At 61.1% G+C, this 16,450-nt stretch carries 15 protein-coding genes; 5 read left to right on the forward strand and 10 right to left on the reverse strand.

Annotation, left to right across the window (positions count from 1 at the left end; genetic code table 11):
• Window positions 1-53: 53 nt before the first annotated feature.
• The 4 genes from BLW03_RS19270 (at window position 54) to BLW03_RS19285 (ending at window position 4,354) form a co-directional block, all read left to right on the forward strand.
• Entirely contained in the window at window positions 54-554 is a 501-nt protein-coding gene (locus tag BLW03_RS19270; protein WP_170835088.1) for a cupin domain-containing protein, read from the forward strand.
• Window positions 555-614: 60 nt separating this feature from the next.
• Entirely contained in the window at window positions 615-1,295 is a 681-nt protein-coding gene (locus BLW03_RS19275) for an MBL fold metallo-hydrolase (protein WP_074655591.1), read from the forward strand.
• A gap of 198 nt (window positions 1,296-1,493) precedes the next feature.
• Complete coding sequence (locus tag BLW03_RS19280) at window positions 1,494-3,740, forward strand: transferrin receptor-like dimerization domain-containing protein (RefSeq protein ID WP_074655592.1); 2,247 nt, start codon at window positions 1,494-1,496, stop codon at window positions 3,738-3,740.
• Window positions 3,741-3,835: 95 nt separating this feature from the next.
• Window positions 3,836-4,354, forward strand: a complete 519-nt coding sequence (locus BLW03_RS19285; protein WP_074655593.1) for a superoxide dismutase family protein — start codon at window positions 3,836-3,838, stop codon at window positions 4,352-4,354.
• 52 nt (window positions 4,355-4,406) lie between these two features.
• Here BLW03_RS19285 and BLW03_RS19290 read toward each other — a convergent pair whose 3' ends face one another.
• Both BLW03_RS19290 and BLW03_RS19295 read right to left on the reverse strand, forming a co-directional pair.
• A complete protein-coding gene (locus BLW03_RS19290) occupies window positions 4,407-5,729 on the reverse strand; it encodes a hypothetical protein (RefSeq protein ID WP_074655594.1) in 1,323 nt (440 codons plus the stop codon).
• Between the two features lie 56 nt (window positions 5,730-5,785).
• The gene (locus BLW03_RS19295; RefSeq protein ID WP_074655595.1) at window positions 5,786-7,219 is read right to left on the reverse strand and encodes a phytoene desaturase family protein; all 1,434 of its coding nucleotides are present in this window, start codon (window positions 7,217-7,219) and stop codon (window positions 5,786-5,788) included.
• A 79-nt stretch (window positions 7,220-7,298) separates the two neighbouring features.
• On the opposite strand from BLW03_RS19295, the gene BLW03_RS19300 reads away from it, so the two are divergent.
• Entirely contained in the window at window positions 7,299-8,129 is an 831-nt protein-coding gene (locus BLW03_RS19300) for an ABC transporter ATP-binding protein (protein WP_074655596.1), read from the forward strand.
• A 63-nt stretch (window positions 8,130-8,192) separates the two neighbouring features.
• Here BLW03_RS19300 and BLW03_RS19305 read toward each other — a convergent pair whose 3' ends face one another.
• From BLW03_RS19305 to BLW03_RS19340, 8 genes are all read right to left on the reverse strand, one after another.
• Entirely contained in the window at window positions 8,193-8,747 is a 555-nt protein-coding gene (locus BLW03_RS19305; protein ID WP_074655597.1) for a GNAT family N-acetyltransferase, read from the reverse strand.
• Window positions 8,734-10,182 (reverse strand): argininosuccinate lyase, encoded by a 1,449-nt coding sequence (gene argH, locus BLW03_RS19310; RefSeq protein ID WP_074655598.1) that lies wholly within the window; start codon window positions 10,180-10,182, stop codon window positions 8,734-8,736. Before argH ends, BLW03_RS19305 begins: the two co-directional genes overlap by 14 nt.
• Before the next feature lie 2 nt (window positions 10,183-10,184).
• Window positions 10,185-11,516 (reverse strand): argininosuccinate synthase, encoded by a 1,332-nt coding sequence (gene argG, locus BLW03_RS19315; RefSeq protein WP_074655599.1) that lies wholly within the window; start codon window positions 11,514-11,516, stop codon window positions 10,185-10,187.
• Window positions 11,517-11,612: 96 nt separating this feature from the next.
• Entirely contained in the window at window positions 11,613-12,707 is a 1,095-nt protein-coding gene (argF, locus tag BLW03_RS19320) for an ornithine carbamoyltransferase (protein WP_074655600.1), read from the reverse strand.
• Window positions 12,700-14,004: an aspartate aminotransferase family protein gene (locus BLW03_RS19325; protein WP_083350667.1), complete on the reverse strand. Its 1,305-nt coding sequence runs from the start codon at window positions 14,002-14,004 to the stop codon at window positions 12,700-12,702. The genes argF and BLW03_RS19325 overlap by 8 nt, the downstream gene beginning before the upstream one ends.
• Complete coding sequence (argB, locus tag BLW03_RS19330) at window positions 14,001-14,783, reverse strand: acetylglutamate kinase (protein WP_074655601.1); 783 nt, start codon at window positions 14,781-14,783, stop codon at window positions 14,001-14,003. The genes BLW03_RS19325 and argB overlap by 4 nt, the downstream gene beginning before the upstream one ends.
• Window positions 14,780-15,892: an N-acetyl-gamma-glutamyl-phosphate reductase gene (gene argC, locus BLW03_RS19335; RefSeq protein ID WP_083350668.1), complete on the reverse strand. Its 1,113-nt coding sequence runs from the start codon at window positions 15,890-15,892 to the stop codon at window positions 14,780-14,782. The genes argB and argC overlap by 4 nt, the downstream gene beginning before the upstream one ends.
• A complete protein-coding gene (locus tag BLW03_RS19340) occupies window positions 15,889-16,326 on the reverse strand; it encodes an arginine repressor (RefSeq protein ID WP_074655602.1) in 438 nt (145 codons plus the stop codon). Before BLW03_RS19340 ends, argC begins: the two co-directional genes overlap by 4 nt.
• Window positions 16,327-16,450 lie beyond the last annotated feature (124 nt).

Here is a 16,450-nt window from a genome sequence, read left to right on the forward strand (position 1 = left end):
GCGGCCACCACCGGGAGATCAAAATGCAGCGACGGGATTTTGTGAAGTTGAGTATGCTTTCTGCACCATCGCTCATGCTGGCGCAGTCCACACCGACAACGAGCGATGTGCGTACCGTTTCGGCGGGCGCAGACATCCTGGGCGAAGCCCATTCCCTGGGCTTCAGCAAGATCTTCTTCAAGGCGACCGCCGCGGAGACTGACGGCGGCATGTTCGTGATGGAGCACAACAACCTTGCCAAGGGCGGACCCTTCCGGCATGTGCATCCGGCTCAGGATGAATGGCTGTATGCGATGGAAGGGGAATTCCGCGTCGAGATCGGGACGCAGAAGTTCACGTTGCATCCTGGCGACTCGATCCTGATGCCGCGCAAGATTCCCCACGTCTGGGCCCAGACCGGTGACTCGCCCGGCAAGCTGCTGATTGCCTTTACGCCAGCCGGAAACATGGAGGCCTTCTTCCGCGAGTTCGGGAAAACCGGCAAACTCCCTACCGATGCATCCGTGCTGAGCCAGTATGGCCTGGAGCGACTAGGCCCGCCACTCAGCATCTAGCGCCATCGCGCGGAACGATGCGGTCCAATATCGAATCCAGAGAGAAGTACACTGCACTGCATGAGGATCACACGCGTCGGCGAACACGGCCTGCAACTCACCCGTCTTGGCTTCGTCAACTGCTACCTGGTCCGTGAGGACGCTGGCTACACGCTCATTGATGCGAGCCTGAAAGGCTCGGCGGATGAGATCCTCAAGGCCACAGGCACTATGCCCATCAAGCGCATCCTGCTGACGCATCCGCACGTCGATCATGTGGGCAGCGTCGATGCGCTGATCGCAAAGATGCCGGACGTTCCGCTGGGGGGCAGTGAGAGGATCGTCCCATTGCTGCACCAACCGCCGGACAAGTCTCTGCGTCCGGGAGAGACGGGTCCTGCGCGCGGTGGTCTGCCGGGTATCGCATCGAAGCTAAGCTTCTTCGTGGAAGATGGAGACCGGGTGGGTTCTTTGCTGGCGATCAGCACGCCCGGCCATATCCATGGGCACTTGGCTTTTCTGGACGAGCGTGACGGCACACTCTATGCCGGTGATGAACTCGCGACCATCGGCGGGCTACGCATCACCGGATGGGCACCTTGGTGGTTCCCGATGAAGGCCTTCTCAGACCGGGCCACGGCAAAGCAGACCGCAGTCAAGCTTCTCAACTACGACGTTCGACGCTACGCCTGCGGACATGGCTCGGTGGTCGAAGGCGATCTCGCGGTGCTGCAGCAGGCGATCGCCGAGGCGAACCTTTAGACCTTGCAGGGAAGCCCACAGCAAGGCATACCCTGACAGCCAACCCTCATGCCTTGGTACATTGGTTGTGTCACCTGCAACTCAATCGTGTGTGCCTGTCCTGCAAGGGGAGTGCCTGATCGACGATGGACCCGTCCGGGCCGTCGCGTCGGACACCGTCCCTTAGTCTCTGCCGTCGCTGTCTAAGGAGTCCGTTTCATGCGTCGTATTGCTGCAGCATCCCTAGCCCTTCTTCTGCCCATCTCCGCCATTACCCAGCAGGCACAGAAACCGCTTCTAGGCTTCACACCGCAGACGGAAGCGACGGAACGCACGTGGGAGAAGAAGTTTCTCGCGATCCCTACTTCGAAAAACATCGTCGACAACATGCATCGCCTCGCCGCACACCCGCACAACGTAGGTTCTGCCGCGCAACGTGCGAATGCCGAATGGATGGTGGCACAGTACAAGTCGTGGGGATGGGACGCAAAGATCGAGCAGTTCGATGTGCTGTATCCCACGCCCAAGGTCCGCGTCCTTGAGCTGCTGGGCAGCAAGCCGTACAAGGCGAAACTTGAAGAGCCGGTAGTCGCCGAAGATCCGTACACGCAGGACAAGAGCCCGGCGATTCCGCCGTATAACATCTATGCCCTGGATGGCGATGTCACCGCACCTCTGGTTTACGTGAACAACGGCATGCTCTCGGACTACGAAGAGCTCGAGCGCAATGGCATCAGTGTGAAGGGTGCCATCGTCATCGCGCGCTACGGTGGCGGCTGGCGTGGTCTGAAGCCCAAGCTGGCGTATGAGCACGGTGCCGTCGGTTGCATCATCTACTCCGATCCCGCTGACGATGGGTATGGCCAGGGAGAGTCCATCCCCGCAGGTCCCATGCGGCCGGAGTGGGGTGTGCAGCGCGGCTCTGTTGCAGACACCACCATCTACGCCGGAGATCCGCTGACGCCGGGCGAGCCCTCCATTCCCGGCACCAAGCGCCTCGACATCAAGGACAGCAAGGTCATTGTGCAGATCCCGACAATCCCCGTCTCGTGGGGTGATGCGAAGCCGCTGCTGGAACAGCTTGGCGGCCGCACGGTTCCGGCGGCATGGCGCGGCGGTCTGCCCATGACTTACAAGTTCGGTCCCACCGCAGCGAAGGTTCACCTGAAGATCCAGTCGGATTGGGGTACCAAGCCCGTGTTGGACGTCATCGCCACCCTGAAGGGCAGTGAAGAGCCTGAGACGTGGGTCGTCCGCGGCAATCACTACGACGGCTGGGTCAATGGCGCCGACGATCCCATCAGCGGCCAGTCGGCCCTGCTGGAGGAGGCGCGCGCCCTGGGCGAACTGCACAAGCAGGGATGGTCGCCCAAGCGCACACTCGTCTATGCAGCGTGGGATGGTGAGGAGCCAGGTCTGCTGGGATCGACCGAGTGGGCAGAGATGCATGCGGACCAACTCACCAAGCATGGCGCTGTGTACATCAACAGCGACGAGAACGGTCGCGGCTACTTCGGCGGCAGCGGATCCCAGAGCCTTGAGCTGATGGTGAATGATGTTGCGCACGAGATGACCGATCCTGAGACGGGCAAGTCCGTCTGGGATCGCCAGAAGGCAGCGCAGAGTGTCGGACGGGGACGTGGCGCGGCCGCGAAGGAAGGCACAGCGGAGCGCGCAACCATCGAGTTCGGACCTGCTGGCAGCGGTTCCGATTTCGCAGGCTTCATCGACCACCTGGGTGTTGCTTCCGTCAACATCGGCTTCGGTGGCGAGGATCGCGGCGGTACCTACCACTCCGCGTATGACACTCCCTGGCACTGGGACCACTTCGCCGATAAGGAAGAGGTCTACGGCAAGCTGTTCGCGCAGACCGCCGGCACCATCGTCATGCGCATCGCCGATGCGGACGTGATGCCATATAACTTTACGGAACTGTCATTAACTGTCAACGGTTACGTCGCAAGCTTGAAGTCCGAGGTGAAGTCGCTGCAGGCGGCATCGACCGCACGGACGCACGCGCTGAAGAGCGGTGCCTACACGCTTGCAAACGACCCTAAGAACCCCGTCTCCGCACCGCCTGCGCTGTCAATGCCTCCCAGCATGGACTTCACGGCGCTGGACGCCGCGGTGGCAAAGCTGAGCGCCGCCTCTGCTCGCTACCAATCGATGGAGGCGAAGGCTGCAACGCTGTCGCCCGCGAAACGTAAGGCGCTAAACGACGGCCTGGCCGTCAGCGAGCGTAAGCTGATCAGCGAAGCCGGCCTGCCGGGCCGTCCGTGGACGAAGCATCTAATCTACGCCCCGGGCACCTTCACCGGCTACGGCGCAAGCACGCTGCCGGGTGTGCGTGAGGCCGTTGAGGCTGGCCGTTACGAAGAGGCCACCCAACAACTCGGTGTTCTGGTGCAGTCGTTGAATGATGAGGCGACCTTCATCGATTCGCTTTCCGCTATGGTTGGTCAGTAGGCAGCCGCAATGGCCGCACGAAAACTGGGAAGCCGGGCATCCGACGGCTTCCCGTTCTTGTCTTATCTCGTGAACACAGCATCTGGAGGAAGTACATGCGCAAGCAGTGGATTGCAACTCTTTGTCTGATCGGCGGCTGCACCGTCGCGATGGCAGCACCGAAGAAGGCCCTGACCGTTCCCATGAAGGATTCCAAGGGCGCGGAGGTTGGCGAGATTGAGATTACGGAGAAAGCCAAGACCGTAACGCTGAACGTCATGCTGCACGGCCTGCCTGCCGGCCAGCACGGCATCCACGTTCACGCGGGTGGATCCTGTACGGCTCCGGACTTCACGGATGCCGGTGGCCATCTGAACCCGGATTCCAAGAAGCATGGCTTCAAAAATCCCATGGGTCATCACGCCGGCGACTTTCCGAGCAGCATCACCATCATGGATGACGGCCACGGCTCCTTCAAGCTGACCAGCACCGACGTCACGCTGAAGCCGGGCGAACCGAACTCCATTTATGGCAAGGCGATCGTGGTCCACGAGTCTGCCGACGATGAAATGACTGATCCCGCAGGTGCTTCTGGCAAGCGCATCGCTTGTGGTGTTGTACCCGCATCGATGTAACCAATACGATGACGAGCCCCTGCATGCTCGAAGCATGTAGGGGCCTTGTCGCTCAGCGTGTCGGAGTGCGCCGCTGCGACCGCGGAGCAGGTGCTGGCACGACCCGCTGTGCCGCAGGCAGAACCACCACGGTAGGCGCGTCGTCGATGGCCAGGTTCATCTTTCTGCTCCGCTCCACTGCTGACGGCTTCAGGAGCCCGTTCGCTGCAAAGTGCAGCACCGATGGCATCGTATTCCCTTCGACGGTCACTGTTACGGACTCCGGCGTCACCGGCAACACCTTCTTCGTTGCAACGTCATAGCTGGGGACCTCCCGCCACAGCAGCAGAATCGTGTCGCCGTTTGCCTTCCGCAGAGCCAGGTGATGCAGCGCGGCATCGCCACCATTCACCGTCCACGTCACCGGCACAACGTCCTGCGCCGCTGCGTCTGCCTCACTGGCAACGGCAACGCTTGTCTCCTGCAGCAGCTTCATCAAGGCGCTTACTGCAGTGTATGCGGGCCGTGGCGAGAAGTCCGCGCGCATCAGGCCGTCGTGGTCCCGGATGCCACGGTCCGGCACGTCCATGTCGATTAGCTCGTAGAGGTAAGTTCGCCGAATGCCATGCCGAAACTGCTCCAGCAGTAACCGCACCGTGTACTTGCCCGCGACGTCTTCTGGGATTCCATTCGCCATCCCGGGGTCCGCGATGTAGCCGCTCTCTGTCGTCATGAGCGGTTGCGAACCGAAGGCGGTCTGCGCCAGGTCTAACGTCCACGGATACGATCCCGTGCCGGCATCATCGCGGCCAGCGGTGCCGGGATTTCGACCACCGAAGTAGTTGTGCAGATTGCCGAAGGTGCAACCACAAGGCTGAGTGCCGAACTCTCCGAACGATGCGCGCCGCGTCAGCGATGGTCCAACGGTGAACAGCTGTGTTCCGCTGGTAGCCTGCGTGATCTGTTGCTGCGCCTCGCGAACTTCCTTCAGCCAGCTATCGCTCGCGGCATCCAGTTCGTTCGGTGCCTCGATTCCTTCAAGGGATCCAGGGACGCGCGATGGGAAGGCGCGCAACATCTGGGATGTCTGGGAGAGATCCGTGTACAGCAGGGAATGAACACCGTCGCGCGCCAGCAGCGTCAGGCCCGTGTAGTAGTCCTCCACGTTGGAGTTCAACAGGCCATCGCGCACATGCTTTACACCCAGCTGCTTTATTGCCGTACGAACACGCAGGAGGTCGCCATAGGCCGAATCCTGCGAGGCAAGGTGTACGTTGACGCCGACACTATCCCGGAAGCTGCTCGCAGGCATCGTCTCCTGCGCGTACATCGCCAAAGGAGCGAGAACACATGCGGCAAGCGCGACCCGCAGGCCGGCGCAGATTTCTCGAAGCATCCACGCTCCTTCTACGGGTAACTCTAATGGATGGACGAAGTCACGTGTGCTCCGGCTCATCGTGGCAGGGAAGGCAGTGAGATTCCCATGTGCTTTGCCGCGGCTGCGGCTGCGAACCATCCGCACATGCCGTGGACGCCACCGCCAGGGGGTGTTGCAGAGGAACAAAGGTATACGCCCTGAACGGGGGTGCCATACGGCGGCAGCGTGGGACGGCGAAACATCTGCGACAGCGTCATGGCACCCCCGCTGATGTCACCGCCGCTAAGGTTCGCGTTCCAGGACTCCATGGCCGGAGCCGCTCGCGTGTGACGCGCGAGGATCGTGGCGCCGAAGCCCGGCGCAACCAGCTCGACCTGGGCTTCGATGCGTGCGGTGTAATCTGCCGCGCTGCCGTGGGGAACATGGCAATAGGCCCATGCGGTGTGCCTGCCGGCAGGTGCGCGCGTACAGTCGAACAGGCTTGGCTGGGAGAGCAGCACATACGGACGATCGCATTCATGGCCCTCCCACGCGCTAACCTCCGAGGACGCGATCTCATCGAAGCTGGCCCCGAGATGTACCGTTCCAGCACGTCGAGCAAGATCCGCACGCCAGGGGATCGGCGCGGAGAGCGCCCAATCCAACTTGAAGACTCCGGGACTCAATCGCACATGCTGATAAGGTTCGCGCTGCTTCGCTGACAGGCTGTCGCCAGCTATCCGTAGAAACTGTCGCGACGTGATGTCGAGTAGTACTGCGTCATGCTTCGGCAGGTCGCGCAGCGTCTCGACGGGGCTGCCAGTGTGGACGACGCCGCCCATGGAACGCAGTAACGATGCGAGGGCGTCGGTAATAGATTGCGCTCCGCCGCGCGCGATGGGCCATCCTGTCGCGTGGGCTGCGGCTGCCAACACCAGTGCCGGCGCAGCGCTCGCAGAAAAATGCAGCGGCACATTCGAGTGTCCGGCAAGACCCGCGAACATCGTTCGTACGCGTTCCGTCTTGAAGTGGGTGCTTGCCGCTCGAGTCGCCGACTGCAGCGCCGTCAATCCGAAGCGAGCCATCAGAAATGGATGCGCGGGCACATGGAGCAGCGGCGCGAGGCCATCGCTCACCAGGCCGGGCCATGCCTTGACCAATGGAGCCATTAGCGAACGCCAGGCATCGCCATCCGTTCCCAACAGCGCCGCAGTCTCATTGAGATCATGCATCTGTCCTACGCAATCGCCGTCCGGTAGCGGGTGCGCCAGCGGCACGTCCGGTTCGATCCACTGCAAGCCATGCTCCTGGAGCGGCAGCGTTCGTAGAAAGGGAGAGGCGACGCCAAGAGGGAAGACGGCTGCTCCGGCATCATGCAGAAAGCCGGGCAGCGTCAGCACCTCGGTGCGAACGGCGCCGCCAATGGTCTCTGCTGCCTCAAGCACCGTGACACGCACGCCGGCACGCGCCAGTGCGACTCCTGCGCTCAGTCCATTTGGCCCGCTGCCGACGATGATGGCGTGCTTCATCCCTCTTCTGATGCGCCCTCTCGCACGCGTTGATCATTACACTGAAAGAAAGCGAGCGGGTTCGCGCATCGGGCGCAACATGCGATTCGCCGGAGCAAGCAACTTGTCTCAAACCGATGCAGCGACCTTCCTGTCGCTCCAGCATGTCTCCATCGCACGCGGCAACGCCACTGTGCTGCACGACGTCAGCCTCTCCATCCGCCGCGGCGAACGCGTCGCTATCCTTGGTCCGAATGGCTGCGGCAAGTCGACACTCATCAAGACGATGACATGCGAAATCTATCCGCTGATCACGCCCGGTATGCACATCGAGATCTTCGGCCGTGCCCGCTGGGATTTAACCGAGCTGCGCCGAAGACTTGGCGTCGTCACTTGCGAGCCCCCCAGCAAGAGCGCGCTCCACACCACGTCTTTCGATGCGGTCCTCACAGGCTTCTTCTCATCCGCCACGTTGTGGCCCAACCTCATCGTCACAGATGCCATGCGGGAGACTGCCGCAATCGCTCTGAAGCAGGTCGGCGCCGAGGCTTTCGCTGATCGACCGCTCGGTCAACTTTCCGCGGGACAGCAGAAGCGAGTCCTCATCGCACGTGCTCTCGTTGGTAGCGGTCCCGTCGCCAGCGAACGCATGTTGCTGCTTGACGAGCCATCCAACGCACTCGACCTGGCCGCGCAGGCGGAGTTGCGCCAGACGATGCGGCACCTGGCACAGGATGGGACTGGCATCATCCTGGTCACACATCACATCGCAGACATCGTCCCCGAGATCGATCGTGTCCTGTTCATGCGTGACGGCCGCATCGTCGGCGACGGCTCACGCACAGACATGCTGACCGAAGAGAGACTCTTTGATCTCTTTGGCGTGCGCGTGAACCTTGCAGAACGCGATGGCTTTCTTCACGCCTGGTAATTCTTCGAACATAACTGACAAAGGCCCGGATCGCTCCGGGCCTTTGTCAGTTGCAATCGTTGCTTAGTGGTCCGCGCCGGTAAAAGCAATCTGCAGCGGTACCAGCTCCGGCTGATTGATCTTCGCAGGTCCGAGTACGGCAACACGCGGGACCGGTCCGCGCAGCATCGCGACTTCGTCACATGCATGCAGCCTCGGGCACTTCTGGCAGTCCTTGTAGATCTTGTCCGGCAGCGCCGTGCGGTCCATCGTTGTCCGGAAACCGTAGCGGAAGAAGAAGTCCGGGATGCGCGTGAACAGACAGACCGTCTGGATGCCATGCTCCTCGGCCTCATCGAGCAGTGCCTTGATCAGCAGGCCACCCGCGCCCTGTCCCTTTGCTTCCGGCTTCATCACGATCGAACGAACCTCAGCCAGGTGCGGACCATACAGATGCAGCGCCCCGCAGCCGAGGAAGATGCCGGCCTCACTCTCAGCGACGTGAAAGTCACGCACGTTCTCGCAGATCTCGGCGTACTGACGGCGCAGCAGTGTGCCGTCGCCGGAGAGCGAGTTGACGAGTTCAAAGATGTTCGCGGCATCCTGCAGCCGCGCCTTACGGACGCTAGAGGAGGGCATGTTCGACCTTCTCCAAGGATACCGCTTCGGCTGGCGCTTCCTGAAGTGCGGCTACACGAGCGCGTGCCTGAGCCAGCGCCTCTTGCACACGATGGACGGCGGTGCCACCGATGACATCGTGGCAATCCAGCGTCGCCTTCAGCGTAATGGCCGCATGGAAGTCGTCACCGAACTCATCGCCGAACTGTTTCAGCTCTGCGACGGAAAGCTCATCCAGTTCGCGCCCGGTATCCAGGCCGAAGCGAACCGCATTCCCGATCTTCTCGTGCGCCGTCCGGAAGGGAACACCCTTGTACACCAGGTAGGTCGCAGCGGCCATGGCGTTCAGGTAGCCCGACTGCGCAGCCGCCTCCATGCGATCGAAACGGAAGCGCAGGGCCGCAGTGAACGGCGCTATCAGCGGCAGCATACCGGCAAGCGTTTCGGCCACTTCAAACGTCGCTTCCTGGGTCTCCTGCATGTCCTTGTTGTAAGCCAGCGGTAAGCCCTTCAGGATGGTGGCAAACGTCGTCGCTGCACCCAGTAGGCGTCCGCTCTTGCCACGAACAAGCTCCGTGAGGTCGGGGTTCTTCTTCTGCGGCATGGCGGACGAACCGGTACTGAAGGCTTCTGGCAGATCGACAAAGCCGAACTCAGCCGTGGCGTGCAGCGTGATCTCTTCCGCAAAGCGGGACAGATGCAGGCCGATGGTCGCGGCCACCTGCGCAAACTCCAGCGCGAAGTCGCGATCGCTCGTGGCATCCATGCTATTCGGCGTCGGCGCGGTAAACCCAAGCTCACGAGCAGCAATCGTGCGATCCAGCGCAAGAGTTGCGCCCGCGATTGGACCAGAGCCAAGCGGACAGAAGTTCATGCGCGCGCGAGCATCCTGGAAGCGCGAGATGTCGCGCATCGCCATCTCGAAGTACGCCATCAACCAATGCGAAACGAGTACCGGTTCCGCTCGCTGCAGATGCGTGTAGCTCGGCATCGCGTGCTCGCCCGTGGTGTTCGCAAGGTCCAGCAACGCAGCGGCCCACGACGTCAGATCCTGAATGGCACGGTCGATCGCATCCCGCGCATACAGCCGAAGATCGGTCGCGATCTGCTCATTGCGCGAGCGGCCGGTATGCAGCTTCAGCGCTACTGTGCCAACACGCTTCTGAAGTTCAAGCTCAAGGAAGTGGTGCACATCTTCTGGCACATCAGAAGCGGTGTTCAGCTTTCCTGCTGCGAAGTCGTCACCAATCGCACGCAGTCCGTCGACGATCTGCGTGAGTTCCCCCGGTGTAAGAATTGCCGCAGCCGCGATGGTCTTGGCATGCGCGGTGCTTGCAGCGACCTCTTGAGGAATCAGGCGCCAGTCAAACGGAAACGACCGCTGCCACCGCTCGAAGGCCTTGTTCAACGGCTCGCGAAAGCGGCCGGACCACATCTTGGTGGGTTCGTTCGACATGTCTATTCCGAACCTTTGAGCTGTGGCATCTCGGAGCCCTTACTTAGATTGATCAAACCCGATGCCGCGTACGTCTGCAACTTGGCGCGTGTGTCCGTGATGTCGAGATTGCGCATGGTCAGCTGGCCGATGCGATCGCGCGGCGAGAAATTCGACTCGGTCTTCTCCATCGAGAGGCGTTCTGCGGCGAAGGTCAGGTTCGGACTCTCCGTATTCAGAACGGAGTAGTCGTTGCCACGGCGCAGTTCCAGTGTCACCTCGCCCGTGACGGGACGCGCAACCCAGCGCTGCGACGCTTCGCGAAGCATCAGCGCCTGCGGATCGAACCAGCGGCCCTGGTACAGCAGTCGGCCCAGCTTGCGACCGTTCTCGCGGTACTGCTCGATGGTGTCTTCGTTGTGAATGCCGGTGATCAGGCGCTCATACGCGATGAACAACAGCGTGAGGCCAGGAGCCTCATAGATGCCGCGACTCTTCGCCTCGATGATGCGGTTCTCAATCTGGTCGCTCATACCAAGGCCATGACGGCCGCCGATGCGATTCGCTTCCAACATCAATTCGACGGGGTCGCTGTACTCCGTTCCATTCAGTGAAACGGGAACGCCTTCTTCAAAGCGGACCGTCACTTCTTCCGCCTTGATGACCACATCGTCGCGCCAGAAGGCCTTACCCATGATGGGCGAGACGATCTTCATGGAGCTATTCAGGTATTCAAGATCCTTGGCCTCATGCGTTGCGCCCAGGATGTTCGAATCCGTCGAGTAAGCCTTCTCGGTCGACATTTTGTAGTCGAAGCCCGAGCGGATGAGGAACTCCGACATCTCCTTGCGGCCGCCGAGCTCGTCAATGAACGCAGCATCCAGCCATGGCTTGTAGACCTTCAGGTTCGGATTCACCAGCAGGCCGTAGCGATAGAAACGCTCAATGTCGTTGCCCTTGTAGGTCGAGCCGTCACCCCAGATATTGACGTCATCCTCTTTCATCGCCGTCACAAGCATTGTGCCGGTTACAGCACGTCCGATGGGCGTGGTGTTGAAGTACGTTACGCCTGCCGTGGTGATATGGAACGCACCTGCCTGCAGCGCTGCGATGCCTTCGCGTACAAGCTGCGCGCGGCAATCGATCAGGCGAGCCGCCTCTGCGCCGTACTCCAGCGCCTTCCGGGGAATCGCGTCATAGTCGGTCTCATCGGGCTGGCCGAGGTTGGCGGTGTAGGCGTATGGGACGGCGCCCTTCTGCTTCATCCAGTGGAGTGCGGCTGACGTGTCCAGGCCGCCGGAGAAGGCGATGCCGACCTTCTGGCCAGTGGGAAGCGTTTCGAGGATGACGGACATTCGGTGGAGCCTTCCTAAGCGTGCTGCAGTCCGGCGCGCCATCGTTGCGCACGCCGGACTGGGTTGATTCAAGACTTTCAGTGTATGCGAAAGCGCTTAGGCGAGCGTGCGACGGCGCTTGCCGTTCACGCCGCGATCGCGCGGGATCCGCTTCGCTCCACCCAGCAGCATCAGCAACAATGCCTTCTGTGCGTGCAGGCGATTCTCCGCCTGGTCGAAGACCACCGACTGCTCGCCATCCATGACCGCATCCGTCACCTCCTGTCCGCGATGCGCGGGCAGGCAGTGCATGAAGACAGCGTGGCTGGCCGCATGCGACATCAGCGACTCATTGACCTGATAGGGCTTGAAGATGGGCGTGCGCCGCATCGTCTCGTTCTCCTGGCCCATGGAGATCCAGGCGTCCGTGTAGATCGCGTCCGCGCCTTCTACAGCCTTCACGGCGTCGTGCGTTAGGGTCAGCGTGCTGCCCGTCTCTTCTGCAATCGCCATGGTCTTGTGGATAATGTCCAGCTTCGGCTCATAACCCTTCGGCGTTGCAATGGTGATGTGCGCACCCAGCAGGGCGCCGCACAGCATGAGCGAGTGGCAGACGTTGTTGCCGTCCCCGACATAAGTGAACTTGATGCCCTCGGCCGATCCGAAACGCTCCTCGATGGTGAGGAAGTCGGTGATGGCCTGGCAGGGATGCTCATAGTCACTCAGTGCGTTGATCACTGGCACCTTGCTGATCTCGGCGATCTCCGTCACGGTATCGTGCGCATAAGTCCGCAGCACGATCACGTTCATCCAGCGCTCGAGATTATGCGCCACATCTGCGAGGGACTCACGCTCGCCAAGCGGTGAAGCTGTCTGATCGACGAAGAGCGCATTGCCGCCCAGGGTATTGATCGCAGCTTCAAAGGTCAGGCGCGTGCGCAGCGATGCCTTCTCGAAGATCATGACCATCTGCTTGGCTTCCAGCGCATGGCGGAAGTCTTCCGGATGCGCCTTGACCGCGTGTGCCAGCTCCATCAGCGCTGCCAGTTCATGAACCGTGAGGTCGCTCATGGAACAGAGATCGCGTCCGCGAAGCGTCTTGGCCGCTTCCGTGAATACAGCGTCCGACTGAATACCAAGTGCGATCTTCGGCTTCGGCATGTCGAGCAGATCTGTGCCGCTCGGACTCATCACAACAGTCTTGCTATCCATGTACTTGTTCTCCGGCAAGGACGGTCTGCGCCGCGCTTGCTTCCTGCAGAAGGCTGCCCAGAGCAGCAATGGTTTCGTCGACGTGCTCTTTCGTGATCAGGAAGGGCGGCAGAAAGCGCAGAACCGTTTCACTGGTACGGTTCAGAATGATGTGGCGCTCGAACATCATGCGATCCGCCAACTCCTTCGCCAACTCCGCCGACTGAATCTCGACACCGATCATGAAGCCCGTTCCACGGACCTCGACGATGGAGTCGTGCTCCTTCGCCAGACCACGCAATTCTTCGACGAAGTACGAGCCCAGTTCGCTCACGTGAGCAAGCAGGTTGGCGCGGTTGATCTCGTCGATGACGGCGATGGCAACGGCGCAGACCAGCGGTCCGCCGCCAAACGTGGTGCCGTGCATGCCTGGAGTGATGGCGCGCGCGGCTTCCTCGGTACAGAGCATTGCTCCCATCGGCAGACCGCCCGCCAGGGGCTTCGCCAGCGTCGTCACATCTGGCTGGATACCGTAGTGCTGGTACGACATCCACTTGCCAGTGCGTCCCATGCCGCTCTGGATCTCGTCGCAGAGGAGCAGGGCACCGGTGGAGTCGCAGAGTTCACGGGCGGCTGCCAGGAACTCCTGCGAGACGGGATGAATGCCACCTTCGCCCTGCAGGCACTCCAATGCAATGGCGCACACATCGTCTGTGAAGGCAGCGCGAAGTGCATCAACTTCGTTGAACGGAACGAAGATCACATCCGGCATCACGGGCGCAAAGGGCTCGCGATACTTCAGCTTGTGTGTGGTCGCGACCGAACCCATGGTGCGGCCGTGGAAGCTGTGCTCCATAGCTATAAAGCGGGTGCCGATGGTTTTACCCTCAGCGCGCAGAAGGCCCGCATGGGCGCGTGCCAGCTTCAGCGCGGCCTCCCATGCTTCGGTACCGCTGTTGCAGAAGAAGACGCGATCCATGCCGGTCAGTTCCGTCAGCTTTACAGCAAGCGTTGCAGTGCCATCGTGGTAGAAGAGGTTCGACGTGTGCAGCAGCGTTGCAGCCTGCGCCGTCATGGCCCTGGTGATTGCGGCGTGACCATAACCGAGCGCCGAGACGCCGATACCGCTGAGCAGGTCAAGATACTTGTTGCCCGCATCGTCAAACAGGTGCACACCTTCGCCGCGCGTAAGCAGAATCGGGTGGCGATCATAGGTTTGCAACAGCAGCTTCTGCTCCGCAGCCTGGGTTGCGACAAGCTTCATGTCCGCTCCGCCTCCAATGGTTGTTTCGTCCTGTTTTATGTTCTCGATCTTCATGCGACCATGACCTCCGTTCCGTCGTTGACCCGTGAACTGATCAGGTCGGGTAATACCGTTGCAGACTCTGCTGGTAAGATGCGCACACGCTTCACGCCGGACAGCAGGGCATCGCGGCAGGCATTTAATTTCGGCAACATACCGCCGCTGATCACAGCCTGCTTTTCGAGCTGCGGAATCTCCTTCAGGGTCAGCCATCGCATCACCTGGCCGTCCGCACCCTTGACGCCGGGGACGTCCGTCAGGAAGACAAGTGCATCGGCCTTCGTTGCGATTGCCGTCGCGGCTGCCATCTCGTCTGCGTTGATGTTGTAGTACTCACTGTCAAAGCCAAGCGCCATGGAACTGATGACCGGGACCGCACCCATCTTCCAGATGGCGTCCAGCCAGCGCGGATCGGTCGCGGCAATCTCACCCACAAACCCGAGGTCGGGCGTGGTCTTCTTCTTACGCGCGCGGAAAACGTGTCCATCACCGCCGCAGATGCCGACGGCCGCCTGTCCCTGCTGTCCAAGCGATGCCACCAGAGACTTATTCACGCGACCTGCCAGCACCATCAGCGCGGCATCGCGCGTCTCTGCATCGGTCACGCGCAGACCACTGATGAACTCGCTCACCTTGCCCATCGCCTTCAACGTCTTCGTCAACTGCACACCGCCGCCATGGACGATGGCTACCTGATGACCATCCGCAACCAGGTCTGCGATGGCCTTGCCAATGGCGTGCAGCAGTTCCGGCTTTTCCAGCGCGGCACCCCCGAGCTTCACGACATACTTCAAAGGAGTCCCTCCGATTCTTTCCAACCACACATCACGTTCATGTTCTGTACCGCCTGGCCCGAAGCACCCTTAAGGAGGTTGTCGAGGCACGAAACCAGTACCAATCGCTTGCCGTCCGGCGCCAGCTCAAATCCGATATCGCAGAAGCTGGTTCGCACGACATTCTGTATCTGCGGCAGATCGCCAGATCGGTGCACACGCACCATGGGGCTGCCGGTATAGAAATTGCGCAACGTCTGTTCGACGGTCACCGCATCAGTCTTGCTGCGCAGGCGGACATAGATCGTCGAAAGAATGCCGCGGGGAACGGGCAGCAGGTGCGGCGTGAACTGGATCTGGTCGCTCGTAAGTCCAAGCTGCTCCAGCAGTTCGCCCGTGTGCCGGTGCCCGAAGACCGCATAGGCCGAGAGATTATCCGCCGCATACATGTAGTGCGTCTTCGCCGACGGCGCCTTACCCGCGCCGCTGACACCGCTCTTCGAGTCGCAGATGATGCCGTGCTCCACGTCAACCACACCGGCTCGGACCAGTGGCGCCAGCGCGAGGATGATGGAGGTGGAGTAGCACCCTGGATTTGCGACCAGGTCGGCTCCCGCAATCTCGTCCCGGTGAAGCTCGGGGCAGCCGAACACCGCCCGGTTCTGGATGGCTTCGGCGAGTGCAGGGTCAGCATCTGTGAGCTTGTAGACGGTCGCATTCGCGGGATTATGCAGTCTCCATGCACCCGACAGGTCGATTACACGCAGGCCCGCAGCAAGCGCATGCGGGACATACTCCCGCGACTGCTCGTGCGGCAATGCGAGAAAGAGAATCTCTGTGCCATTTTTGCGCAAAGTTTCCCACGCGAAAGGAACCACCGGCGGCGCGGGCTTGCCATCGTTCTTCGCGATCTGCGGATGCAGGTCATAGATGGTCGTGCCATCCGGTTCAGCGCCCATGCGGCCGAGGAAGACCGGCTGCGTCTCGTTCAAACGCGGATGATTCAACAACAGGCGCGCAAGTTCCGCGCCGGCATAGCCTGTCACCCCGGCAACAGCCGTCCGTGCGTGGGGCTTCGGTAGTTTTGCGAGGGTCGCCAACGGCTCACTCGCCACGGCAAAGTGGCTCACCCGATCAAACCTTCCATCCGCGACTTCAGCACCGCGGCCTGCTTTGCATCCGCGCAGATCACCAGCACGGTGTCATCTCCGGCGATGGTGCCCATCATCTCCGGCCAATCTTCGTAGTCCAGGGCGGCCGCAACGGGCTGGGCCGAGCCTGTCGTCGTAATCACCACCAGCAGATTTTGAGCCTGCTTTACTTCCAGGCCATAGTTGCGGAGCGTCTCAGCAATACCGGGAGAATCGTCGTCCTCTTCCATATTGCCCGGCAGCGCATATCCATTCGGTCCTTTATAAACATGAAGCTCATGAATATCGCGTGACAGCGTGGCTTGCGTGACGGTAAATCCACGCTTCGCCAGCTTCTTTCGCAACTCGTCCTGGCTGAGGACGGTGGTGGTCACCAGCAGGTCACGAATGGCGGTATGTCGTTGCTGTTTCATGCGGAAAGGGTCTGCCCAGGGTTGGTGCCGCCGTTTACCTTTGGTGAGGGGCGGAAGCGAAAAGTTTAGAGCCGATTAACGGCTGGAAATACGATGCGCGGCGCGAATCTGCCGATGCATAACT

The sequence above is a fragment of the Terriglobus roseus genome, assembly GCF_900105625.1.
GTDB lineage: Bacteria > Acidobacteriota > Terriglobia > Terriglobales > Acidobacteriaceae > Terriglobus > Terriglobus roseus_B.